The 22994-nt window shown below is 63.5% G+C and carries 24 protein-coding genes; 11 read left to right on the top strand and 13 right to left on the bottom strand.

What is annotated here, in order from left to right; all coding sequences use genetic code 11:
- The first annotated feature begins 4 nt into the window (after positions 1-4).
- From G6N81_RS02920 to G6N81_RS02930, 3 genes are all read left to right on the top strand, one after another.
- Complete coding sequence (locus tag G6N81_RS02920; RefSeq protein ID WP_165132815.1) at positions 5-1018, top strand: glycosyltransferase family 2 protein; 1014 nt, start codon at positions 5-7, stop codon at positions 1016-1018.
- Between the two features lie 63 nt (positions 1019-1081).
- A complete protein-coding gene (locus tag G6N81_RS02925) occupies positions 1082-1795 on the top strand; it encodes a LytR/AlgR family response regulator transcription factor (protein ID WP_165132818.1) in 714 nt (237 codons plus the stop codon).
- Positions 1796-1797: 2 nt separating this feature from the next.
- Complete coding sequence (locus G6N81_RS02930; protein ID WP_165132821.1) at positions 1798-3129, top strand: sensor histidine kinase; 1332 nt, start codon at positions 1798-1800, stop codon at positions 3127-3129.
- Here G6N81_RS02930 and G6N81_RS02935 read toward each other — a convergent pair.
- The 3 genes from G6N81_RS02935 to G6N81_RS02945 are packed head-to-tail and all read right to left on the bottom strand — an operon-like array spanning position 3106 to position 4984.
- Complete coding sequence (locus G6N81_RS02935) at positions 3106-3699, bottom strand: energy-coupling factor transporter transmembrane component T family protein (RefSeq protein WP_165132824.1); 594 nt, start codon at positions 3697-3699, stop codon at positions 3106-3108. The two genes, G6N81_RS02930 and G6N81_RS02935, sit on opposite strands and share 24 nt — an antisense overlap.
- Positions 3696-4376 (bottom strand): energy-coupling factor ABC transporter ATP-binding protein, encoded by a 681-nt coding sequence (locus G6N81_RS02940; RefSeq protein ID WP_165132827.1) that lies wholly within the window; start codon positions 4374-4376, stop codon positions 3696-3698. Before G6N81_RS02940 ends, G6N81_RS02935 begins: the two co-directional genes overlap by 4 nt.
- Positions 4373-4984 carry a biotin transporter BioY gene (locus G6N81_RS02945; protein ID WP_165132830.1) on the bottom strand — a complete coding sequence of 204 codons (612 nt, stop codon included), beginning with the start codon at positions 4982-4984 and terminating at the stop codon, positions 4373-4375. The genes G6N81_RS02940 and G6N81_RS02945 overlap by 4 nt, the downstream gene beginning before the upstream one ends.
- 54 nt (positions 4985-5038) lie before the next feature.
- On the opposite strand from G6N81_RS02945, the gene G6N81_RS02950 reads away from it, so the two are divergent.
- Entirely contained in the window at positions 5039-5569 is a 531-nt protein-coding gene (locus tag G6N81_RS02950) for a TetR family transcriptional regulator (protein WP_241245041.1), read from the top strand.
- Here the strand turns inward: G6N81_RS02950 and G6N81_RS02955 are convergent.
- Entirely contained in the window at positions 5564-6313 is a 750-nt protein-coding gene (locus G6N81_RS02955; protein WP_165132836.1) for a GntR family transcriptional regulator, read from the bottom strand. The two genes, G6N81_RS02950 and G6N81_RS02955, sit on opposite strands and share 6 nt — an antisense overlap.
- Positions 6314-6559: 246 nt before the next feature.
- On the opposite strand from G6N81_RS02955, the gene G6N81_RS02960 reads away from it, so the two are divergent.
- From G6N81_RS02960 to G6N81_RS02985, 6 genes are all read left to right on the top strand, one after another.
- On the top strand, positions 6560-7693 hold the full coding sequence (locus G6N81_RS02960; RefSeq protein WP_165132839.1) for an ABC transporter substrate-binding protein: 1134 nt from the start codon (positions 6560-6562) through the stop codon (positions 7691-7693).
- A gap of 77 nt (positions 7694-7770) precedes the next feature.
- Positions 7771-8571 carry an ABC transporter permease gene (locus G6N81_RS02965; protein WP_165132842.1) on the top strand — a complete coding sequence of 267 codons (801 nt, stop codon included), beginning with the start codon at positions 7771-7773 and terminating at the stop codon, positions 8569-8571.
- A complete protein-coding gene (locus G6N81_RS02970; protein WP_165132845.1) occupies positions 8559-9431 on the top strand; it encodes an ABC transporter permease in 873 nt (290 codons plus the stop codon). Before G6N81_RS02965 ends, G6N81_RS02970 begins: the two co-directional genes overlap by 13 nt.
- The gene (locus tag G6N81_RS02975; protein ID WP_165132848.1) at positions 9428-10489 is read left to right on the top strand and encodes an ABC transporter ATP-binding protein; all 1062 of its coding nucleotides are present in this window, start codon (positions 9428-9430) and stop codon (positions 10487-10489) included. Before G6N81_RS02970 ends, G6N81_RS02975 begins: the two co-directional genes overlap by 4 nt.
- Positions 10486-11163, top strand: coding sequence for an HAD family hydrolase (locus G6N81_RS02980; protein ID WP_165132851.1), 678 nt, complete (start codon positions 10486-10488; stop codon positions 11161-11163). Before G6N81_RS02975 ends, G6N81_RS02980 begins: the two co-directional genes overlap by 4 nt.
- Positions 11160-12062 carry an endonuclease/exonuclease/phosphatase family protein gene (locus tag G6N81_RS02985; RefSeq protein ID WP_165132854.1) on the top strand — a complete coding sequence of 301 codons (903 nt, stop codon included), beginning with the start codon at positions 11160-11162 and terminating at the stop codon, positions 12060-12062. Before G6N81_RS02980 ends, G6N81_RS02985 begins: the two co-directional genes overlap by 4 nt.
- Positions 12063-12092: 30 nt before the next feature.
- On the opposite strand, the gene G6N81_RS02990 is transcribed toward G6N81_RS02985, so the two are convergent.
- The 7 genes from G6N81_RS02990 to sufB form a co-directional block, all read right to left on the bottom strand.
- A complete protein-coding gene (locus G6N81_RS02990) occupies positions 12093-13508 on the bottom strand; it encodes an MFS transporter (RefSeq protein ID WP_165132857.1) in 1416 nt (471 codons plus the stop codon).
- Positions 13505-14650: a MalY/PatB family protein gene (locus G6N81_RS02995; RefSeq protein WP_165137662.1), complete on the bottom strand. Its 1146-nt coding sequence runs from the start codon at positions 14648-14650 to the stop codon at positions 13505-13507. The genes G6N81_RS02990 and G6N81_RS02995 overlap by 4 nt, the downstream gene beginning before the upstream one ends.
- A 103-nt stretch (positions 14651-14753) precedes the next feature.
- The gene (locus G6N81_RS03000; RefSeq protein ID WP_165132860.1) at positions 14754-15083 is read right to left on the bottom strand and encodes a metal-sulfur cluster assembly factor; all 330 of its coding nucleotides are present in this window, start codon (positions 15081-15083) and stop codon (positions 14754-14756) included.
- Positions 15084-15092: 9 nt separating this feature from the next.
- Positions 15093-15863 carry a Fe-S cluster assembly ATPase SufC gene (gene sufC, locus G6N81_RS03005; RefSeq protein WP_165132863.1) on the bottom strand — a complete coding sequence of 257 codons (771 nt, stop codon included), beginning with the start codon at positions 15861-15863 and terminating at the stop codon, positions 15093-15095.
- 1 nt (position 15864) lies between these two features.
- Positions 15865-16191: a non-heme iron oxygenase ferredoxin subunit gene (locus G6N81_RS03010; protein WP_165132866.1), complete on the bottom strand. Its 327-nt coding sequence runs from the start codon at positions 16189-16191 to the stop codon at positions 15865-15867.
- Complete coding sequence (gene sufD / locus G6N81_RS03015; RefSeq protein ID WP_165132869.1) at positions 16188-17405, bottom strand: Fe-S cluster assembly protein SufD; 1218 nt, start codon at positions 17403-17405, stop codon at positions 16188-16190. Before sufD ends, G6N81_RS03010 begins: the two co-directional genes overlap by 4 nt.
- Positions 17406-17407: 2 nt before the next feature.
- On the bottom strand, positions 17408-18826 hold the full coding sequence (gene sufB, locus G6N81_RS03020; protein ID WP_165132872.1) for a Fe-S cluster assembly protein SufB: 1419 nt from the start codon (positions 18824-18826) through the stop codon (positions 17408-17410).
- Positions 18827-19054: 228 nt separating this feature from the next.
- Here sufB and G6N81_RS03025 point away from each other — a divergent pair, with 228 nt between their 5' ends.
- The gene (locus G6N81_RS03025) at positions 19055-20128 is read left to right on the top strand and encodes a COX15/CtaA family protein (RefSeq protein ID WP_165132875.1); all 1074 of its coding nucleotides are present in this window, start codon (positions 19055-19057) and stop codon (positions 20126-20128) included.
- Positions 20129-20140: 12 nt separating this feature from the next.
- Here G6N81_RS03025 and G6N81_RS03030 read toward each other — a convergent pair whose 3' ends face one another.
- Positions 20141-21616: an MFS transporter gene (locus G6N81_RS03030; protein WP_165132878.1), complete on the bottom strand. Its 1476-nt coding sequence runs from the start codon at positions 21614-21616 to the stop codon at positions 20141-20143.
- A 47-nt stretch (positions 21617-21663) separates the two neighbouring features.
- The gene (locus G6N81_RS03035) at positions 21664-22644 is read right to left on the bottom strand and encodes a heme o synthase (protein ID WP_165132881.1); all 981 of its coding nucleotides are present in this window, start codon (positions 22642-22644) and stop codon (positions 21664-21666) included.
- Positions 22645-22994 lie beyond the last annotated feature (350 nt).

Below are 22994 nucleotides of genomic sequence, written 5' to 3' on the forward strand. Positions count from 1 at the left end.
TCTCGTGAACCCTCTGCTCTCGATCGTCGTGCCCGCGTACAACGCGGCCGACTATCTGGACCGTTCGCTCGGCCCGCTCGCCCGTTTCGGGACGCGCATCGAGGTCATCGTCGTTGACGACGGCTCTGTCGATAACACCCGAGCGATCGCAACGGCTTATGCAGAACGCCACCCCGCGGTCTTTCAGGTTGTCCACCAGCACAACCGCGGCCATGGCGGCGCCATCATGGCGGGTCTCGCCAAGGCGCGCGGGCTCTACCTCAAGGTGCTCGACGCGGACGACTGGCTGAACCCGGCTGCTCTGGCCACCCTGCTCACGACGATTGATCGTCTCGAGGCAACGAACGGCGTTGACGCGATCATCACGAACTATGTGCATGAACGCGTCAACAGGAGGCGCAAGTACACGCGATATACCTCGCTGATGCCCGCCGGTCGCGCGTTTGGGTGGGATGAGGTGGCGCGATTCGGCCGCCGGCAGTACCTCATGATGCATGCGCTTGTGTACCGCACCGAGCTCATTCGCGCCTCCGGGATGTCCCTTCCGGAACACACGTTCTACGTCGACAACCTCTTCGTCGTCACGCCGCTGTCTCACACAAAGCGGCTGTACTACCTGGATATCGACCTCTACCGTTACTTCATCGGCAGGGCGGATCAGTCGGTCAATGACTCCGTCATGGTGTCGCGGGCCGACCAACAGCTTCGCGTCAACCGACTCGTGATCGCCGAGCTCCCCCATCCCGCCGATGTCCCCGCCGGTCTCTATCGGTATCTTCTGCACCACGTTGAGGTGCTGTGCGGCATCACATCGGCAATTCTCGTTCGTGCGGGCACCCGTGCGCACCTCGCTGAAAGACGAGCGTTCTGGGCGGATATCAAACGCGAAACCCCCTGGGTCTACTCACGTTTGCGCCGCGGTGTCATTGGCACAAGCGCGAATCTGCCCGGGCCTGTCGGTCGGCAGATGACGACCCTCACGTACCACGTTGCCCGACGCGTCGTCGGGTTCAGCTGAAAGCGGCCGCCTCTCATCTCTGCTGACTACCGTTAACCGCATGGGCACGACGAAGGGGCAGATGTGATTCGCATCGGTGTCGTCGAGGACGATGCGATCAGTCGCGATGTCGTGGTCACTCATCTTGCGCATTATCAGGCGGATCGTGGCGAGACGTTCGATATCGCAGTCTTTGAAGACGGAGCGGACCTACTCGCCGAGTACCGTTCAAACTTCGATGTTCTTCTTCTCGATATCGAAATGGAACGCGTCTCGGGGATGACAACGGCGCGGCGCGTGCGAGAGGTTGACGGTGACGTTGCCATTGTCTTCATCACCAACTCGCCGCAGTACGCCATCAGTGGCTACGAGGTCCAGGCGCTCAGCTATCTCCTCAAGCCTGTTGGCTACGGCGCTTTCGCGCAGGAACTCGACCGCGTGATGGCTCAGATGAAGAAGCGGGAACGGCGCACCCTTCTCTTTCAAGCAGATGGCGTGCACCACCGCATCGATGTTGACAGCATCCGCTATCTCGAGAGCGCGGGTCACCGCGTCCTCATTCACACGCTGACCGACACCCATTCCGTTGTCTCCTCGCTCAAGGCGATGGAGGCGGAACTGGACCCTGCGAGCTTCCAGCGGTGCAACAGCGGCTATCTCGTTAACCTCCGGCATGTGACCGCCGTTGATCAGTCCGTCTGCCACGTTCGCGGTGGGACACAGCTACAGATCAGCCGGCCGAAGCGGAAGGTGTTCCTGGCGGCACTCGCCGAGCATATCGGCGCACTCGGGTCGTGAACGTGATCGACCAAACCCTCCCCGACATTCCTCGCGTCGTCACGGGACTCGCAGAAGCCGGCGCGTGTCTTGTTTATCTCCTCATCCTGCGGCGCCGGATGGCCCCGCTTGCCTTCGCCGCTATCGCTGTCGTTGGCACGCTCGCACTCATTGCGACACAGGCAGCCGCGGATCTTTTGCCGCTGCCGCTCTGGACCTTGGGAATGCTCGCGGCCGTGCTCGCGATGTACACCTTTCTCCGGGTCTGCCTCGACAGCACGCGCCTTGCAACGGTGTATCTCACAGCGCGAGCATTTGTGCTGGCGGAGCTCGTGGCATCTCTTCACTGGCAGCTGCACACTTTTTTCCTTCCCCACGGCGCGATCACCGGACCAGCGATTGTGCTCCTTATCGTGACGTTCACGGGCTGCTTCGTCCTCGCCTGGTTCGCCGAAGCACGACATCTGCCCCGCGGTGGTGAGGTCGACGCCGGATGGCGCGAGACGGTCGCGGCCGTCGCCATCGCCAGCGCCACGTTCGGGATTTCGAACCTGAGCTTCACGGGGGCGAATACCCCGTTCTCCGGTCGTATCGGACACGAAATCTTCTACATTCGTACGCTCGTCGATCTCTGCGGGTACATCGCGTTGTATGCCCAGCAGGAGTGGCGACGGGAAGTGCGTGCACGCGCGGAATCGCAGGCAATGCAGTCGCTGCTGCGCAGTCAGCATGACCAGTACCGCACAACCAAGCGCGCGATCGATGAAGTCAGCCGCAAACATCACGACATGAAGCATGTCGTCCAGGCCATCCGAGCTGAAGAGGATCCCACGATTCGCGCGCGGCTTGTCGATGAACTTGAGCAGTCGATCGCCGACTACGGCACGCGTTTTCGCACCGGTAATGCAGTGCTCGACACCGTTTTACAGGCCAAAGCGATGACAGCGCGCGATGAGGGGATCGAGATCACCTGCGTTGCAGACGGCGCCCTGCTGGATATGCTCACGCCTCTTGATCTGGTGACTGTCACGGGAAATGCCCTCGACAACGCCATTGAAGCGGCGACGCGGACGGAAAACGACGGCACCCGCTCCGTTCGCGTTGCGCTCTTCGCACAAGATGCCTTCGTGATGCTCCGCATCGACAACACCTACGACGGTGTTCTTCTACGCGAGGGCGACATGCCCCGCTCGCGAAAACCGGATGCGGACGACCACGGTTTCGGACTGCGAAGCATTGAGCAGACCGTCGCGACGTATGGCGGTTCGATGTCTATTAACGCCGACGAACGATGGTTCTCGCTCCGGCTCCTCTTCCCGCGGCCGCAGAAATCAGGCGATTCCGCGAGCCGTTAGGGCGTCGGCCATATCGTCGGCGTGGCGCAACGACATCACGAGCAGAGTGACAATCGCTTTCGGTCCCAGCCGAACGCCTCGCGCCGTTTTCGCCTCCCGGATCCGCGCGGCGAAATCGCCGATCACCGGGATCGCGGCGATCGTCAGAGACAGCGTAAAGGCAACCCGCCAGGGATCGATACCGATGCGCCGAAGCGGTCGAAGAACACGCTGCAGGACATCGATCATCTCTCCCGTTGGTGTCGTCAGGGTCACGGCGGCAGCAAGGAGGACGATCGACGCGATACGAGCCGTGTTGATCCAGGAGGGCTCCCACCCGAGGAAGATCCCCTGAGTCACGGCGAGAAACAGCAGGATCCACTTCATGCGCCAGATCTGACGCGCCCACGTGATCGGCCCGAAGCCGGCGAGAAAGAACAGTCCAAGCGTTGCTGCCAACCCCATTCCGGCGGTCAACGACGTGTGGGGAATCAGGGATGCGATGAGCGCAAGTAGCGCAAGCGCAGCGAGTTTGAAACCCGCCGGCGCACGATGGACGATGCTCGTTCCGGAACGGAAGAGCGCGATCACGCGAACTCCCGGCAGTATGCGTCAATGACAGTCGACGGCTCGCCCTGTTGCACAAGCCGGCCGTCTGCGAAGCGCAGCGCGACATCGCACCGGGCAGCGAGGTCAAGATCGTGCGTGACGATCACGACCTGTTCCAGGTCCGTTCCTTCCAGCAGCAGATCAGCCATGCGACGAGCATTACCGCGATCGAGAAGGGTCGTCGGCTCATCTGCGACAAGAACACGAGGTTTTCTGACGAGCACGGCCGCGAGCGCGAGAAGTTGTTTCTGCCCGCCCGAGAGACTGTACGCCGGCTGGTCTGCCCGCCCGTCGAGCCCAAAGTTCGCCAGCTCCTGGTGCGCCCGCGCCGACACCTCTGGGCGCGGGACACCGGCAGCCGTCAACGACAGCGCGATGTCCTCGGCGGGGGTAGGCATGAGGATCTGGGCATCGGGGTTCGAGAACAGAAAGCCGACCGCTTCGCGTGCATGTTTCGGGCGTGAGCCCACGTCGATTCCTGCGACCTCGACCGTGCCGGAGGTGGGTTTTGCGAGGCCGTTGAGCGTTCGTGCGAACGTCGACTTACCTGAGCCGTTCGCGCCGATGATCGCAACGCGCGGCTGATCGAGCGTCGTCGTGATCCCGTGCAGAATGCGCACACCGTCACGGGCAACGTCGAGGCCCTCCGTGCGGATCATGCCGATGCGGAAGCGGTCGCTGTGTCCACCGTGCCGGCGCGGAACGCTCGGGCTTTGGCCGGGAAGGCGGGCGGATACGCGCGGAAGAGCGCGAGCGTCAGAAGAGTGGCAAGAACGGCCTTGATGAGGTCACCGGGGACAAAGGCGAGCGCCTGGAGCGCCGTGAGGGAGAGGGGCTGGCCCGTCACAGCGGCGGCCACCGGGATGCCGAGCGCGTACATCACGAAGAGCCCGCCGACGACGGTGCCCAGGCCCACGCGCCACCAGGTGAGTCGGCCGGAGTGGGCGATCAGACCGACGACGATGGCTGCCGGGACGAACGCGATGAGGTATCCCGCACTCGGACCGACGAACACGCCGAGACCGCCGCGCCCTCCCGACAGCACGGGCAGGCCGATGGCGACAAGGAGGAGGAAGACGAGAACTGCCGCTCCCCCACGCTTCCACCCGAGAATGGCACCAGCAAGCATGATCCCCAGCGTCTGCGCCGTGATCGGAACGAGCCCGGGCACGGGGATGGGTCCCATCAGGCCGAGCACCACAATGATGGCGGCGAAAACAGCCACGCGCGCGATGTCGCGCGCCTCCCAACGGTCGCTGATGGTCATCAGAGTTCCTTCCTGAACACTGTTCATTGAACGTCGTTCAGTATAGTCATGGATATGCGCGGAGCCGGACATGACCTCGAGAGCATCATCGATCAGGCGATCGCCCTTCTCGATGACATCGGCCTTCCCGACCTCTCGATGCGCCGCCTCGCGGGAGCGCTCGGCGTCGCCCCCAGCGCCCTGTACTGGCACGTCGCGAATAAACAAACCCTGCTTGCCGCCCTTGCCGACCGAATCGTTGCGGAGGCCGCGCCAGCCGACGGCGTCGACACCACCGCGCTCGCGCTACGTGACGCGATTCTCGCCCACCGCGACGCGGCAGAAGTCGTCACGAGTTCCGCCGCGCTGGGGCTGAGCTCCGGCGCGATTCGCGAGCGATTTCACGCGGCGTATACACGTGCAGGATCCTCCGACCCGGCGCGCGCCGCAGCCGTGGCCGAGCAATTCCTCCTCGGGCACACCTCGCTCGTCCAGCAGCGCATCCAGGCCGCGACAATCGGCGCCTACGACGCGAATCCTCGCGACGTAGACACGAGCACACGTGCCGAGTTTGCCGACGGGATCGCGGCGCTCAGCATGCTATGAGGCGTCGGGAACCGTCCATGTGAGAGGGTTCTGATTCCACGAGTTCCCCACAGACACGACGATCTTGCCCGCGATGTAGCGGTCGATGGACCACTCGAGGATTCGCCCGTTGGGATCACGGGAGACACGACGATGTGTCAGAAGGGCCGAGCCACGCGCCACTCCCAAGAGCTGCGCATCGCGAGCTTTCGCTCCTTCTGCGCCGAAGCGGTGCTCGGCATGCGTGAACCGCACTCCATGCTCCGCGAGAACCATCGTCACCGATGACGCCTCAGCGGGAATCGCCTGGACGAGCTCACCCACCCATTCGGCGTACCGGGTGCGCTCCAACATGACGACATCGCCGTCGAGCATGCGCACACGAACGACGTTGAGGACGCGTGTGCCGCGCGGGGCCTGCAGAAGGCGCTCGTCCGTCTCGTCGGCGATTTGCCAAACGCTCTCAACAACGCGACCACCAGGCTCGCGTCCCTTGCCACGCGCCCACTGCGCGAAGCTGTGGAATTCATCGAACGAGGAACGCTGTCGCGGCACGCGCACAACTGTTTTCGGACGCCCCCTGCTTCCGTCAACGATCCCTTCGGCTACGAGCTCCTTGAGTGCCACACGAACTGTGCCGAGGGATGCGCCGAACCGCTCGGCCAATACCCGCTCGGGCGGCAAGGAGTCACCAACGGCGTACGCACCAGACAGGATCTCCTCGCGCAGTGCGTCGGCGATCGTCCGAAAGGCAAATGTCTGCACCCGATGGGGTCCCTTCGTGCGCCGCGCAGCCTGGGCGCGACAGGTATGAACACTCATTGTATGCACCCGGCACCTGTCAACCCGCCCGCCGGCTGTCGTTCACATCACGTTCCCTTTCTCGTTGTCGATTCGACATGTTCACTAGTGATCTTTATGGTGGTTGAGACAACATCACTAGGGACGTTGGTCATATCTCGGTGATGAGTAGCTCGACAACTCTCACGAAAGGCTGTGACCTTGAACACCATGAGCACACGCGCCCTCACCGCAACCGGCGTGGTTGCCGCGGCGGCTATCGCGCTGACAGGCTGCACAACCTCGGCGGCCGAGTCCGAGTCCTCCGCACTGTGGCGGAGCGCAACAACCGTCTCCGAGGGCGGTGGTTTCGATCAGCTTGTCGAAGACGCGCAGGCCGAAGGAACCTTTAACGTCATGGGCCTCTACGAGGACTGGGCCAACTACGGCGGGCTGCTCGATGCCTTCTCCGAGAAGTACGGCATCACCATCAACAACGACACCTCGACGGGGTCGAGCCAGGATCTCGTCAACGCCGTTGTCAACCGGCAGGGCCAGGACACCTCACTCGACTACCTCGACACCGGTATGAGCTACGCAGTTCAAGCCGATCTCGATGGTCTCCTCGCCGAATACGCGCCGGAGACGATTGCCGACATCGACCCCTCGTACATCGGCGAAAACGGCACCTGGCTGCACCAGTACGGCGGAACCATCGCGATCGCCTGTGACACGGGCCGCGTCGAGACCTGTCCGACCAGCTTCGCCGACCTGCTGGACCCCCAGTACCGCGGCCAGGTCGCGCTCCCGAACACCCCGGAGAACTCCGAATCTGCGTTCATGATCGTGCACGCAGCCGCGCTCGCACACGGCGGCAGCCTCGACGACATCACGCCCGGCATCGAGTTCTTCCGGGAGCTCAACGAAGTCGGGAACTTCATCCCCGTTCAAGGCAACGCCGGAACGCTCGAAACCGGAGAGACGCCAATTCTTCTCGAGTGGACATACACGCTGCAGCCCGTGGCTGACCGGCTTGCCGACGAGGTCGGCATGGAGATCGACGTCATCATCCCGGACGACGGCGTCGTCTCGTCGTTCTACGCCGCATCACTGAACGCCGACGCACCGCACCCCGCGACCGCAAGGCTCTTCTTCGAGTTCCTCTTCTCCGACGAGGGGCAGAACCTGCTTCTCCAGGGCGGTGTCTCCCCTGTTCGCCTCGACGCCATGATTGCGGCAGGAACCGTGGACGAAGATGCCCTCGCGGCCCTTCCGAGCGCGGAACTCGGACAGTCGCCCACGCTCGAACAGCGTCAGGCAAATCAGGATGTCATCGACGAGCAGTGGTCCGCGGCCATCCGGTGACTTCCGCCACGTCCTCCCGCGCCCGCCGAGCAGGTCTCGGCGGGCGCGGATCGCCTGCCATCATTGCCCTGGCGCCGATGGCACTTCTCCTGGCCTGCTTCTTCCTTCTTCCGCTCCTTGGCATGGCCATCGTCGCGTTCTCGGTCAGCGATGGACAGGGCGGAAAGACTCTTGGCCTCGAGAACTTCGCCAGCCTCGCCGACCGCGGCCAGGCAATCGCGAACTCGGTGCGCGTGTCACTCGTCGGGTCCGCCGTTGGGGCCGGCATCGGAGCGATCACAGCGTTTTGTATCGCACAGATCCGGCACCGCCGCCTCGACGACGTCGTTGCCGTTCTCTCGTCCGTACTCGCCAATGACGGTGGCGCTCCCCTGGCGTTCTCATTCATTGTGACCATCGGCAACACGGGTTTTCTCTTCGCTGCGCTCGGACTCGACTCGGTCGGGTTCTCTCTGTATAGCTGGCAGGGCCTTGTGGTCATGTACCAGTACTTCCTCATCCCGACCATGATCATGGTGACGCTTCCGACCTTCGTCGGTCTCCGCCGCGAGTGGCACGAAGCCAACAAGAGCCTCGGTGGCTCGGCGTGGACGTTCTGGCGCCGTGTCGGGATTCCTGTTGCGGCCCCGGCCCTTCTCGGCGGGTGGATTCTGTTGTTCGGCTCCGCCTACGCAACGCATGCTTCCGCCGCCGTTCTCATCGGAACCGGCGGTTTCCCCCTCGTGACGCTGACGATCGCTGACGAACTCCGATCCGGCACGCGCGCAGGAGGCGAAGAAGCCGCCATGGCACTCGGCCTCACGATGGTCGCGATCGCTGTCGTCGTTCTGTTCCTTTTCAATCGACTGCAGAGGATGTCCGCACGATGGCTCGCCTGACCTCGCCCCTGCGCTGGGTGCCCATCCTTGCCGTTGCGCTGTATCTGGCGGTTCCCATCATCTGCAGCATCGCCTTCGCTACCTTTCCCGGCGGATCCTTTTCGCTGCGGGCATTCGAGGTGCTGACAGGCGATCAGAATCTCGCCTCGGCCGCGCTACGCACCCTCACCATCGCAGCGATCACGATCGTCGTGCTACTGCTGACGCTTGTCCCCGCTGTCGTGGCAGTTCACCTCTGGGCACCGAGGCTCCGCCCCCTTCTCGAGGTGCTGTGCACGTTGCCGCTTGTTGTTCCCTCGATCGCACTCGCCGCCGGAGTCATTTCGCTTCTGCGGTGGGGCGCTTCCCAGGGACGAGGATCCGTCCCCGGCCAGATCAGCCAGACCCTGCAAAATCCCGACCTTCCGTTGATTCTCGTTGGCACCTACGTCGTTCTTTGCCTCCCCTTCACGTTCCGTTCCATCGACGCGGGCCTCCGCACAATTCCCCTCAAGGCGATCGTCGAGGGCTCGACGATCCTCGGCGCCAGCACCTGGGGAACGATCTGGCGGGTCGTCCTTCCCAACATCGCCGGCCCCGTTCGCTTTTCTGCTTTCTTCGGAACCGCACTGTGCTTCGGTGAGTTCTCCATTGCTGCCACGCTCAGCCAACAAACGGTTCCGGTCTGGCTCTTCACGGTGTCCCAGACCGACTTTCGCGCGTCGATCGCCGTCGCCGTCCTCCTGAATCTGACCACCTGGGCACTCATGCTTCTCGCCACTGTCGCCGCGAGCCGCATGGCTCCCACACGCGTTATCGATGACAGCAACACCGCCGACCCGGCCCAGAGTGCTTCCCCCGAGAAGGTGACCGCATCATGACCATTCCCGCCACAGCCAACAACGACGTCGTCCTCGAGAACGTGACGAAAACCTTCGGCACGACGACGGTTCTGAAGGACATGTCTGTTCGCATCGCGCCCGGCGAGCTCCTCAGTGTGCTCGGCCCGTCGGGATGCGGGAAGACAACCGCACTCAGGATTCTGGCCGGTTTCGAAAAGCCGACGTCAGGCCGTGTGCTCGTCGGCGGCGACGACGTCACGCACCGTGCGCCGAACCGGCGCGACATCGGAATGGTGTTCCAGGCCTACAGCCTGTTCCCCAATCTCTCCGTGCTCCACAACGTTGAGTACGGACTGCGCATTCGACGCCTGCCGAGCCCCGAGCGCCGCCGCAGGGCGAACGATCTGCTGGAGATGTGCGGACTGGATCATCTCGCCACGCGTTTTCCCCACCAGCTCTCCGGCGGGCAACAGCAACGCGTGGCACTGGCGCGAGCCCTCGCCGTTCAACCGTCGGTTCTCCTCTTGGACGAGCCGCTCTCCGCGCTCGATGCCATCGTGCGCGCTCAGATTCGTGATGAGATACGGCGACTCCAGCAGCAGCTGGGCATCACGACGATGTTCGTGACGCACGACCAGGGCGAAGCACTCGCGATTGCCGATCGTGTCGCTGTCCTCAACGGCGGTCATATCGAACAGATCGCCGCACCACAGGATGTCTATCAGCGGCCGGCGTCCGAGTTCGTCGCCCGTTTCGTGGGAACCGTCACGGAGGTGGGCGCTCGCCCCGAATTCGCTGGCGGACCGCTACCGCTCGTGGCTCCCTCAGCCGGCCTCGACACGCTGTTCGTCCGACCGGAAGATGTCGAACTGCGCCGCGACGCCGATGGCGATGCCACCGTCACCGAACAGACATATCTTGGCGAACGGACCATCGTCAGCGCCGTGACGCCGGAAGGCTTCCGGATCACCAGCTCGGTCTCGGCCGCCGCGGCATCGTCGATCTCACCGGGCACCAGAGTGAGAGCACACGTCTCCGCTGCCCCGGCGCTCCGGCTGCCGAGCGCCTCGGGTGCGCGCAACCGAGTTCTCGCGTGAGCGCGCTCGTCATCTCCGATGGCGCCGGCGGTTCGTTCACTGCGCACGCCGTCGTCTTTGACTGCGATGGCATCCTCGTCGACTCAGAATCCGTATGGTTGCGCCTGATTTCCGAGTGCCTTGCCGAGCTTCCTGATGTCGACGCTGACGCGTTTCACGGGCTCAGCGTCGACGACACGGCGCGCGTTCTCGCTGCGCACACGGGCCAGGCAGCGAGCGATGTCCGTATCGACCTGGTCAAGACCTACTCGGACCTCCTTCGCCCCGGAGTGGAACCCATGCCGGGGGCCGTCGAGCTCATGACGCACCTGGCCGCCCACATCCCCGTCGCGGTGGCAAGCAACGGTTTACGCCACGATGTCAACATGATGCTGAAGAGCGTTGGCCTGCTGGATATCATCCCCGTGATCCGCACCCTCGAAGACGTCCCTCGGGGGAAACCCGCTCCTGATCTGTATCTCGCTGCCGCGCATGCCTTGGGGACGGACCCGCGCCACATCATCGCCCTCGAGGATTCGCCCGCTGGCGCCACGGCAGCTCGTACCGCCGGCATGACGGTGCTCGGGGTCAACGCGGATCCGCGCGTTGCGCTGACCTGCGACGCCCGATTCGCGTCACTCGTCGACATCACTGCCCGGATTGTTCCCGAGACAATGGAGACACGCACATCATGACCGTTCCCCTGCCTTCTCCCTCGGCCCCGCCGTCGATCCGCGTGCTCACCTGGAACATCTGGTGCGGCGGTCGCGAGGTGGCACATTCTGCCGCCAAACAGATCGATGTTCTCCGCGACCAGTGCGCCGACATCGTTCTGCTCCAGGAAGCGTGGGAAGGATCGGCTGCGCCTCTTGCCGCGGCCCTCGACATGGGCGTCGCTCAGCAGGGATACGATAACGCCGTCCTCAGCCCGCATCCGGCACGGCTGATCGCGACCGGAACGGATCCGTATGCGAGCGCCGCGATCGTCTCAACGTTCCTTGGCGAGGTTCTCGCCTGGTCCGTGCACCTTGCACCGTGGGACTACGGTCCCTACCGGCACGGCGCATCAGCCGGCGAGAAGAACACCGCCTTTGGCGCAGAACGGGAGGTTCCGGGCGAGGAGGAACGAGCGGAGCAAATTCGATCGGTTCTCACAGAGACGGAACGCATTCTCGCCGGGCACGGTGAGATGCCGGTGATCATCGCGGGAGACTTTAACGTTCCTTCGCCCCAGGACTGGAACGGCCACCACCGTCCAGATGTCGCGTGGCCCGCCACGCAGATTCTCCTCGACGCTGGCTACGCTGACGCGTTCCGGGACATCCACCCCGACCCTGGCGCTGCGCCCGGGCTGACGTGGGCACAGATTCACACTCTCGAAGATGAGCCGCGCGATCGCATCGACTTCATCTTCACGCGCGGGCTCACCGCAGTGGCGGCCGACCACTACGGCTCTGTGATCGACGACGAGAACCGGACGGGCTTCACCGAACACGGCGGAAGCAACGCGTATATTCCCCACCACGCGGACAACGCGTTTCCCAGCGATCACCTCGCCGTTCGCGCCGCTTTGGCCGCGACACCGGTAGGCTGAGCGCCTCTCTCGCTCCGAAAGCGATCGGCGCTATCGCCGCAGTTCCGCAGCGTGCCCCAGCCGGAAACCCGGGAGAAGCGCAACGAGGGCGAGAACAACCGAGAACGCGAAAACGGCCGTAAAACCGTCGGCGGCCAGTGTGAAGATCAGGCCCATGATCGCCATCGATGACGCCGTTCCGACAGCGTCGGAGATCTGCAACGCTGACGAATTGAAGCCCTGGTTGTTGCGCGTGGAGTAAGCAAGCGAGAGGACGGTCAGGCGCGGGTACATCAGCCCCATCCCGAAGCCAGCAAGGCCCCAGAGCACAATGGGGATCCACGGCGGGAGCAGAAGCCAGGCCGACAATGCCATGGCTGTGAGAGCACCGGTGAGCAGAAAAATACCGCTGAGCGCGATGTTCCTGTTTCCGATCCTGTCGCCATAGCGGCCCGTGATCTCCGATCCGGCCGTCCAGGTGATCGCGGCCGCGGTCAGCCCGAGCCCGGCGAAGGTGGGCGAAAAGCCATACCGGTCCTGGAAGAGATAGGGAACATAGATCTCGGCGCCGAACAGGGCGCCTGCGATCAGACCGCGCATCAGGATCACACTGGGAAGGCCACGACCCGCCAGATAGGTGCGGCGAGGGACGAGGGGGCGCATCGCCAGAGCGACAACGGTGATCGCGCCCAGCGCCACGGCGCCCGTACCCCACGTGGGCAGGCCGATGCCCTCCCCCTTGCCTGCGAGGTTAAGAACCAACGCGGCGACCGCCACGATTCCGGCGAGCCCGAGGCGTGCGCCGACGCGACCATCAGCGGGAGCGTCGTCGCTATCGGGAATGCCGCGCAGACGCGGCGCGATCATGCTGAACGCCATCACCGCGAATACGGCGACACCACCGAACACCCATCGCCAGTGCACGAACTCCGTGACAGCACCAGCGGCCGCGGGACCAATCAGTGACGGGATGATCCACGCTGCGGCGAACAGGGCCATGACACGACCGTGCAGATTGGCGGGATACACGCGGGCGATCACCACATACAGGGAGACCACCATGCCGCCGGAGCCCAGCCCCATGACGAGGCGTCCGGTGACGAGAATCTCCATCGTCGGCGCAGCCGCGTCGATAAGGAGACCAACGAGGAAAAGCCCGACGGCCCCGGTAATCGGGATCGCCGGCCCCTTCCGGTCACTCATTGCACCGGCCGCGACCATGCCGATCACACTCGTGGCGAATGTGCCCGAGAAGGCAAGCGCGTAAAGGTCGTACCCGTTGAGATCATCAGCAACGGCTGGCATCACGGTGGTGACGGCCAGCGTCTGCAGAGCAGCAAGAAAGATGAGGGAGACTGCGCCGAGGGTCGTCCAGACGAACTGGCGATCCCAGATGCTAGCCCCGGACCGCTCCGGTTGAAGAGGAAGCGGTCCGGAGAAGCTTGACGGATCCGCGGAATGGCTCACGCGCGGATTAGCACTCCGATGCGTTCAATCGCATCGGTGAGAATCTCGGGGCTCGTTCCGTAGTTAATCCGGATGAATCCCACTCCCGGCGCTCCGAAGGATAGTCCCGGGTTCACCGCAACACGGGCGTCCTCAAGGATCCGCGCCGCGGGGTTGTCGCCCAATCCGGTGGCCCGCATATCCACCCAGGCGAGGAAGCCGGCGTCTCCCGGCTCATAGACCGCGCCAGGAACGTGCTCCGCGAGCAGCTCGACGAGCAACTGCTGGTTGGAAACTAGCCGCTCGCGCAACGCATCCAGCCACTCATCGCCCTCTTCAAAGGCAGCAATGCCCGCTTTGATGCCGAACAAGCCCGTGCGCCATTCGACCTCAACGGGGATGCGCTGGACGATCTGCGCATTCTCCTCGGAGGCCGTGACGATGTGAGCACATTTCAAACCCGCGAGGTTAAACGCCTTGCTGGCGCTGAGAACAGCGAAGCCGACCTTTTCTGCGTCGGTTCCTGTCGAGAGAAAGGGCGTGAAGTCCCGACCCGGCATCGTCAAGGGTGCGTGGATCTCGTCGCTGACAACAGCAGCGCCGTGAGACGCCGCGATTCGTGCCAGTTCGGCCAGCGTCGCCGCGTCGTGCGCCGTACCGGTGGGGTTATGAGGGTTGCAGAGGAGCAGCGCCACAGCGCCCTCGGCAAAGGCCTGATCGATGCCGTGAAGATCGAGCTTCCACCCGCCCGGTGTCTTGAGCAGCGGAACATCGACGTACTCGGTGTGCGATTCCTCGTGCACACCGAAGAACGGCGGATACACGGGCGAGGTGACGACGACCTTCTGCCCCGGCTTCGTGACGGCGCGGAGAAGCTCGGCAACACCCATCATCACGTCACACGTGGTCCGGACGCGACCCGGGTCGACGTCCCATCCCCACCGCCGCTGCGCGAAGGACACAAACGAATCCGGATAGCGCGTTTTCGGGGGCACATAACCGGTGTCTCCGATGCGCAAAGCCTCGCTCAGAACACGTTCGATCGGGGCAGCCAGCGGGAAGTCCGTCTCGGCAACGAACAGAGGAAGCACGTCGTCTCCGTGCGTCGCCCACTTCGTGCTGGAACGCTGGCGGAGTTCGTCGAGGGGAAGGGCGTCGAGCATCACCCGTCGAGCCTAACCCCCACGCCCCGAATGTTGCCTCTTTCCTGCACACGGACACGTGTGGCCCGCCGGCATACGCCGGCGGGCCACACGGGGAAAGAGATCAGATGGCGAAGCCGAGGGCCCTCATCTGGTCACGTCCGTCGTCCGTGATGCGCTCAGGGCCCCACGGCGGCATCCACACCCAGTTAATGCGGAACCGTTCAACGACGCCGTCAAGCGACTGAGCGATCTGCTCTTCGATGACATCGGTCAGGGGGCAGCCGGCGCTCGTGAGCGTCATGTGGATCACGAGAGCGTCGTTCTCGTCATCCCATGCGAGATCGTAAATGAGCCCCAGGTCCACCACGTTGACCCCGAGCTCGGGGTCCATGACGTCCTTGAGTGCTTCTTCGACCTGATCGTACTTCTCAGGCGTGAGCGTTGCAGCCATGGTCACAGCCTACGCCTCGATGGGCGCACCCTCGGGAAGGTATGCCTCGTAACCTTCGGCTTCGAGACGATCCGCCAGCTCAGGACCGCCCTCTTCGACAACCTTGCCCGCCACCATCACGTGCACGAATTCCGGCTTGATGTAGCGCAGGATTCGCGTGTAGTGCGTGATGAGCAGAACACCCAGCTCCGAGGACTCCTTGGCACGGTTAACGCCCTCGGAAACAACCTTGAGCGCGTCAACGTCGAGACCGGAGTCGGTCTCATCGAGAATGGCGATCTGCGGCTTGAGGAGCTCGAGCTGCAGGATTTCGTGACGCTTCTTCTCACCGCCGGAGAAGCCTTCGTTGACGTTACGGGACGCAAACTTCTCGTCCATGCGGAGGTTCTTCATGCCCTCCTTGACGTCCTTCGTCCAGGTGCGGATCGCGGGGGCTTCGCCGTCAATCGCCGTCTTGGCCGTACGAAGGAAGTTCGTGACCGTAACGCCGGGGATTTCGACGGGGTACTGCATCGCGAGGAACAGGCCGGCGCGAGCACGCTCGTCAACGGCCATCTCCAGAACATCCTCACCGTCGAGCGTGATCGAACCGCTCGTCACGGTGTACTTCGGGTGGCCGGCGATTGTCGCGGCGAGCGTCGACTTGCCGGAGCCGTTAGGGCCCATGATGGCGTGTGTCTCACCACTCGAGATGGTGAGGGTGACGCCGTTCAGGATGGGGGTCGTTCCCTCATCCGTCTCGACCGAGACGTGCAGGTCGCGGATCTCGAGGACAGCCATGTCAGTTTTCCTTCTTCACGTTGATATCGATGAGCACGTCGTCGCCGTCAATCTGGACGGCGTAAACAGGAACGGGCTCGTAAGCAGGGAGCGTCTGGGGCTTGCCGGTGCGCAGCGAGAACGCCGAGCCGTGGGCCCAGCATTCCAGCGTGTCGCCTTCGACGAAACCCTCGGACAACGAGATGTCGCCGTGGGTGCAAACGTCACCGATCGCGTGGATCTCATCGTTCGCGTCCTTCACGACGGCGATAGCGACGCCATCAACCTCGACCCGCAATGCGGTGTCTTGTTCAAGGTCACTCACACCGCATACACGCTGACTGGTCACGCCTTCACTCCCTCAGCGATCTCCTTCTCGACCGCCGCGATGAGATGCTCCTGAAGTTCAGGGACCTCGATCTTCTGAGCGATCTCGACAAGGAAACCGAGAACGACGAGGCGTCGCGCCTCTTCCTCGGAGATACCGCGGGCCTGCAGGTAGAACAACTGCTCGTCGTCGAAACGCCCTGTTGCCGACGCGTGTCCCGCGCCCTCGATGTCACCCGTCTGAATCTCGAGGTTCGGAATTGAGTCGGCACGGGTGCCGTTTGTGAGCAGCAGGTTGCGGTTGGCCTCGTAGGAGTCTGTTCCTGTGGCGTCCGGACCGATGAGAACATCGCCGATCCACACGCTGCGGGCGGTGTTGCCCTGCAGAGCGCCCTTGTACAGAACGTCGCCCTTGGTGTGAGCACCCTTGTGGAACAGGTAAACCTGGCTCTCGAGGTGCTGGCCGGCGTCGCTGTACGTCAGGCCGAACATCTCCCCATTCGAGCCCTGGCCAGACAGCTCCAGGCTGGGGTTGACGCGTACAACGTCGCCGCCGAACGTGATGACGAAGTGCTTCAGCGACGCATCCCGGTCGACGCGCGCCTGGTGTGACGACGCGTGAACGGTGCCGTCGCTCCAGTCCTGAAGAGTGATGACCGTGAGGTGGGAACCGTCACGCGCGATGATCTCGACGTTCTGCGCGTACTGCGCGGCGCCAGAGTGCTGCAGGATGACGATGCCCTTCGACATCGGCTGTGCCTCGATCACGATGTGACCGTCAGCGCGCTTATCTGCGCCCTGACCGACGATGTCGATGACGATCGGCTCGGCAACCTCGGTTTCCCGCGGCAGCTGAACGTGAAGCGCGTCGGCCGAGTTCACCCAGGCAATCGCCGCAGGGAGATCCTCCGGCTGGAAGAACTCGCCGCGCGGTGCCTCACCGATCGCGAGCGTTCCGCTGGCGTACTCTGCCCCGGAGGTGACGGTGCACATGACACCGTCGTTCGCCTCTGCAGCCTCGAAAAGCGGCGCGATGCGCTTCATCGGCGTGTGCATCCAGTTGACCTCGCGGCCGGTCGGAACGCCAAAATCAGCCGGGTCGAACGACCGGGGGCGCTCAGAGCGGGTCTGGATGGGCCCACTCACCTCGTCCTGCGGCTGCACGAGAGCGCGAGCCGGGTCCATGTGGCCGTGCGAATCCTGCGCCTCGTCGGGCGCTGTGGTTGTGGTCGTCATTCTCAGCCGACCGATCCTTCCATGCCCATTTCAATGAGCTTGTTGAGTTCCAGCGCGTACTCCATCGGCAATTCGCGCGCGATCGGCTCGATGAAGCCGCGCACGATCATCGCCATTGCTTCGTCTTCTGGCATTCCGCGGCTCATGAGGTAGAACAGCTGCTCTTCGCTGACCTTCGAGACGGTTGCCTCGTGGCCAAGCTCGACGTCGTCGACGCGGATGTCGATGGCGGGGTAGGTGTCGCTCCGGGAAATCGTGTCGACCAGAAGCGCATCACAACGCACGGTGTTGGCCGAGTGGTGTGCGTTCGCATCGACGCGCACCTCGCCTCGGTATCCGGCGCGGCCGCCACCACGTGCGATCGACTTTGAGACGATCGACGACTGTGTGTAGGGCGCCATGTGAATCATCTTCGCGCCCGCGTCCTGGTGCTGACCGGGGCCAGCGAACGCAACCGAGAGCGTCTCACCCTTGGCGTGCTCACCCATGAGGAAAATCGACGGGTACTTCATCGTGACCTTGGATCCGATGTTGCCGTCGACCCACTCCATCGTCGCGCCCTCTTCTGCCACAGCGCGCTTGGTGACGAGGTTGTAGACGTTGTTAGACCAGTTCTGAATCGTCGTGTAGCGAACACGGGCGTTCTTCTTGACGATGATCTCGACAACGGCCGAGTGCAGCGAGTCGCTCTTGTAAATCGGAGCCGTGCAGCCCTCGATGTAGTGAACGTAAGAGTCCTCGTCGGCGATGATCAGCGTGCGCTCGAACTGGCCCATGTTCTCCGTGTTGATACGGAAGTAAGCCTGCAGAGGAATTTCCACGTGAACGCCCTTGGGGACGTACACGAAGGATCCACCGGACCACACAGCCGTGTTCAGCGCCGCGAACTTGTTGTCGCCAGCGGGGATCACGGAACCGAAGTACTCGTCGAAGAACTCGGGGTGCTCACGGAGAGCCGTGTCGGTGTCCATGAAGATGACACCCTGCTCTTCCAGGTCCTCGCGGATCTGGTGGTAGACAACCTCAGACTCGTACTGCGCGGCAACACCGGCAACGAGACGCTCTCGCTCGGCCTGCGGGATGCCGAGGCGCTCGTACGTGTTCTTGATGTCTTCCGGCAGGTCCTCCCAGCTCTGGGCCTGCTTCTCGGTGGACCGCACGAAGTACTTGATGTTGTCGAAATCGATCTCGCTGAGATCAGCGCCCCACGTGGGCATCGGCTTGCGGCCGAAGAGCTGAAGCGCCTTGAGGCGGTTCTTCAGCATCCACTCCGGCTCAGACTTGTGGGCGGAAATGTCGCGCACAACTTTCTCGTTGATGCCGCGCTGGGCGCTTGCGCCAGCAGCGTCGGCGTCGTGCCACCCAAACTCGTACACCCCCAGACCTTCAAGCTCTGGACGGTCGATCAGCACTTCAGACATGGCGACTCACATTCTCCTCACGGGTCTCCAGCAGTGTCATCTGCCCCACCGCCTCGGAGAAGAAACGGTGCAATTGGACCCTGCTTTCGGGCACAGATTTCGCGCCTACACTGTTCGCGGATGCAATGAGCTACGCCCCTGCATCCGTCCGCTACCGATTCTACAGGGTTCGCACCGGTCAATGCCCGTCCCGGCAAGACGTCAGCGTGCGTTCAGGAGCCATCCCGCATGACCACGACCGTTGCCCCCTCTTCTCCGACCGTGACGGGCTTCTCTCCCGCCCTCCGAATTTTCGCGTGGCTGTCCTTCCTCGCGGAGACGCTCATCATCGGAACGGGTGGCGCTGTACGGCTCACGGGCTCGGGTCTCGGATGCACCGAATGGCCCCTGTGCACTCCTGACTCCCTCGTCCCGACGGAGGACATGGGAATCCACGGTGTGATCGAATTCGGCAATCGCACGATGACCGGCGTCGTCGGCATCGTTGCCATCGGCGTTCTGCTCCTCACGCTCGCGAAGCTCGGCGGCCGCCAGGAGGTCAAGCTGGCGATCTGGTTCGCCGTTGGCGGCGTGGCTGCCGCAGCAGCGGGCTTTGCCATCACGCAGATCTTCGTTGTTGCGAGCTCGATCCTGTTGCTCGCCGTGATCATTGCGGCCATCGTGTCGGTCCGACGAGTGCCGATGCGCCGCGACCTCTCGGTTCTCGCGTGGATCGTCGTCGCCGGGGTGGTCGCCCAGGCCTTCGCCGGCGGCATCACGGTCTTGACCTCACTCAACGCGTTCATGGTCGGCTTCCACTACGCCGCCTCACTAGCGCTGGTGTGTGTGACCGTGGCGTTCCTCGTCCGGTTGTCTGCCGTTCCCGGCCCGCGCCGCCTCGCGGTTCCGCGGTGGTACGCGGTCCTGTCTCACGTGACGGCCGCTGTTTTGGGCGTGACGATCGTCTTTGGAATCCTCACGACGGCCAATGGTCCGCACTCCGGCGACCTCGATATCGTCCGCGACGGCTTCGACGCGACATTCCTCGCGCACGTTCACGCTTGGCCGGGATACGCGTTGGCGGCGCTGGCGCTCGCGCTGATGTTCACCGCTCTCGCACAGGAGTTGCCGACGCGAAACTGGTCGATCGCCTTTGTCGCCGTGCTGATCGTGCAAATCATCGTCGGCGTGTGGCAAGCCAACCACGCGCTGCCGCCCCTGCTCGTCGGCATCCATATGGTGCTCGCGGCCCTCACCGCGGCGGCGTATGTCGTGTTCCTGCTGCGCCTGAAGGAACCACGCGATACCGCCCCTCCGCAGTAGCGACGATTCCCGCTACCCGCGCTCCGCGCGCCTTCTCCCGCTCAGATCGAGAAGCGCAACAACGAGAGCGGCCGCAACGAACAACGCCGCGGACAACAGACCGATCGAGTATGCGTTGTGGTACACAACGCTCTGGCTGGCCGTGCCGTGCTCGCGGAAAATCGTGGAGTAAAACAACGACAGGGCAATGGCGGCTCCCACGGCATTTCCAATGCGTTGCCCGAGCTGTCCGACAGATCCCGCCAGCCCGCCTTCACTCGGCGGAATGTCCGCGAGGGTCAGCGTCTGGTTTGGCGAAATCACAAAACCTCCGCCGACACCGCCGACCGTCAGCGCGATGACCATGAGCCACGGCGTCAGCCGATCACCGGCGAGATCGGAAATCAGGACCAGCGCAACGATCGCGATCAGAACACCGCTCAGCCCCCAGATGACCAGTGAGCGGCCGAAGCGAGCAACGAGCTTGCCGCCCCACCAGGATGTGACGGCGCTGGCAAGGGCGAATCCAATCGTCACCATCCCGGCATAGACGGCGGCCAGGCCGAGCCCGTTCTGCAGGAACAGCGCCGTCAGCAAGAAAATCGATGGCATCGCCGCGAAGAAGAGCGCCTGGATCAGGTTCCCGTTTCGCCATGATGTCACCCGGAACAGGCGCAGCGGCACGAGCGGTGACCCACCGCGCCGCGCATAGCGCCGTTCCCAGGCAACGAACGCCGCGAGAAACAGGACACACGGAACGAGAAGCCACCAGCGAACGGGCGTATCACTCGGTGATCCCGTTGTGAACAGAAACGGAATCATGAGGGTCACGACCGTGAGGGCAAACAGAATCAGGCCGACCGGGTCAAGCGAGAGCTTCTTGCCTGATGGTTTACGCACTTCGGGAAGAAAGACGATGGCAGCGATCGCCACCACTGCGCACAGCGGCACATTCATCCAGAAGATCCAGCGCCATCCGTCCTGCGCGCCTCCGATGGCAATGAGCAACCCGCCGATCGTCGGGCCGAACGCCGTCGCCAGGCCGATCGTCGCACCGAAAAGCCCAAAAGCTGCTCCGCGCTCCTTACCCGTGTAGAGCTGCTGAATCGTTCCCATCACCTGCGGCATCTGAATGCCGGCAGCCATGCCCTGAAAAAACCGTGCAATGACCAGAGCCCAGATATTCGGCGCCAGGGCGCACAGGGCGCTCGCGACGGCGAAACCGATCAGACCGACGATCATCAGCGTGCGGCGCGATCGCTGATCGCCGATTCTGCCAAAGGGTACGAGCACCAGCCCGAACGCCAGGATGTAGCCAGATACGATCAGCTGCAGCTCGGTGGAGCCTCCGCCGAGGGCGTTCTCGATTGACGCAAGCCCGACGTTCACCTTCGAGATGTCGAGGATCGTCAGCGCTGCAACCGCAACGCACACCCAGAACGCGCGGTTCCGATGACGAGGGTCGAGCGTGATACTGCGTGTTCGCGGGGGTTCGCCAGGCGTGCTCATGGTTGTTCGAGCCTACGCTCGGCGGAGAGATACCGCCGGAACGAACGCTAGAACGGCAGGAGCGGATCGATGGCGATCCCGAGGAACAGCAGGGTGAGGTACGTGATCGACGCGTGGAACACACGCATCGGACGCGCTTCGGTTCCCTCCTCTTCGCCAGCCGCTGCCCGCACAGCCATGACATACATCCGGTGAGACTCGTAAATGAACCAGCCGCCGAAAACAATCGCCGAAGCCGAGTAGACGATGCCCATTCCGCCAACCGGAACCAGCAGAAGCGAGCACACGACCGTGGCCCAGGCGTAGAGAACGACCTGAAGCCCCACCTGCATACTCGACCGCGTCGCGCCGAGCATCGGAACAGCCGTGTGGTCGTAGTCCGCCGCGTACTTAATCGACAACGGCCAGTAGTGCGGAGGCGTCCAGAGGAAAATCAGGACGAACAAAATGGCCGCTTCCCACGAGAGGGAATTGGTCACAGCCGACCATCCGATGAGCACGGGGAAACACCCGGCGATGCCGCCCCACACGATGTTCTGCTCCGTGCGACGCTTGAGCCATATCGTGTAGACGACCGCGTAGAAGAAGATCGCGAATGTCGAGAGCGCCGCTGTGAGCACATTCGTGAAGGCCAGGAACCACACGCCCTGCATCACCGCGAGAGTCCACGCGAATATCAGCGCGGCACGCGGAGAGATCACGCCCGTCACGAGCGGACGATTCTCGGTACGACGCATTTCTGCGTCAATATCGCGATCGACGTACATGTTGAACGCGGCGGCAGCGCCAGCGCTCATCGACCCGCCAACGACCGTCGCCAGCACGAGCCACAGGTTCGGCATTCCCTGCGCGGCAAGGAACATCACGGGAACCGTTGACACCAGCAGCAGCTCGAGCACGCGCGGCTTCGTCAGCTGCACATACGCGCCGACCGTGCGCCGCCAACTTCGCGGGAGGGGAACCGGGGCGACGCTCTCGTCATTCGCTGCGCGATCGCGCTCGAAAGCGGCCTCGGGGCTGCTCGTCATCGACAAGTCGAATCACTCCCGTCCGGGTCGGCATGTGGGCATCGGCAGTCTAGTTCACTTGTCTCTGAGCCCGTGACCAACGAACACAGCCACGCGGCAACGCTGTGCTCACGCGACATCGCGCTGCTCACGATCTCACTTCGCCGATCGCCGAATTGGGAAAACGTTGCAATGCTGCCGACACCGCATGGGAACGCGCCAGCCGACATGGAGTGACATCGTCGAACTCGCCGTCCTCTCCGGAAGACTATGCTGGGGCCGGACGCGCGCCGACGTTGTCAGGCCGACTGCCCGCGATAGCAGGTGTCACCCTCCTCGTCACCGCGGCGCTTCATCTCCTCACGAAAGGC

The sequence above is a fragment of the Microbacterium amylolyticum genome (genome assembly GCF_011046975.1).
GTDB classification, from domain to species: Bacteria; Actinomycetota; Actinomycetes; order Actinomycetales; family Microbacteriaceae; genus Microbacterium; species Microbacterium amylolyticum.

Coding starts and splice junctions, on each gene's coding strand:
- G6N81_RS02940 (WP_165132827.1), bottom strand. CDS start 4,376: ATGATCCGCACGGAGGGCCTCGACGTTGCCCGTGACGGTGTGCGCATT.
- G6N81_RS02945 (WP_165132830.1), bottom strand. CDS start 4,984: ATGACCATCAGCGACCGTTGGGAGGCGCGCGACATCGCGCGCGTGGCT.
- G6N81_RS02950 (WP_241245041.1), top strand. CDS start 5,039: ATGCGCGGAGCCGGACATGACCTCGAGAGCATCATCGATCAGGCGATC.
- G6N81_RS02960 (WP_165132839.1), top strand. CDS start 6,560: ATGAGCACACGCGCCCTCACCGCAACCGGCGTGGTTGCCGCGGCGGCT.
- G6N81_RS02965 (WP_165132842.1), top strand. CDS start 7,771: ATGGCACTTCTCCTGGCCTGCTTCTTCCTTCTTCCGCTCCTTGGCATG.
- G6N81_RS02970 (WP_165132845.1), top strand. CDS start 8,559: ATGGCTCGCCTGACCTCGCCCCTGCGCTGGGTGCCCATCCTTGCCGTT.
- G6N81_RS02975 (WP_165132848.1), top strand. CDS start 9,428: ATGACCATTCCCGCCACAGCCAACAACGACGTCGTCCTCGAGAACGTG.
- G6N81_RS02985 (WP_165132854.1), top strand. CDS start 11,160: ATGACCGTTCCCCTGCCTTCTCCCTCGGCCCCGCCGTCGATCCGCGTG.
- G6N81_RS02995 (WP_165137662.1), bottom strand. CDS start 14,650: ATGCTCGACGCCCTTCCCCTCGACGAACTCCGCCAGCGTTCCAGCACG.
- G6N81_RS03000 (WP_165132860.1), bottom strand. CDS start 15,083: ATGGCTGCAACGCTCACGCCTGAGAAGTACGATCAGGTCGAAGAAGCA.
- sufC (WP_165132863.1), bottom strand. CDS start 15,863: ATGGCTGTCCTCGAGATCCGCGACCTGCACGTCTCGGTCGAGACGGAT.
- sufD (WP_165132869.1), bottom strand. CDS start 17,405: ATGACGACCACAACCACAGCGCCCGACGAGGCGCAGGATTCGCACGGC.
- sufB (WP_165132872.1), bottom strand. CDS start 18,826: ATGTCTGAAGTGCTGATCGACCGTCCAGAGCTTGAAGGTCTGGGGGTG.
- G6N81_RS03025 (WP_165132875.1), top strand. CDS start 19,055: ATGACCACGACCGTTGCCCCCTCTTCTCCGACCGTGACGGGCTTCTCT.
- G6N81_RS03030 (WP_165132878.1), bottom strand. CDS start 21,616: ATGAGCACGCCTGGCGAACCCCCGCGAACACGCAGTATCACGCTCGAC.
- G6N81_RS03035 (WP_165132881.1), bottom strand. CDS start 22,644: ATGACGAGCAGCCCCGAGGCCGCTTTCGAGCGCGATCGCGCAGCGAAT.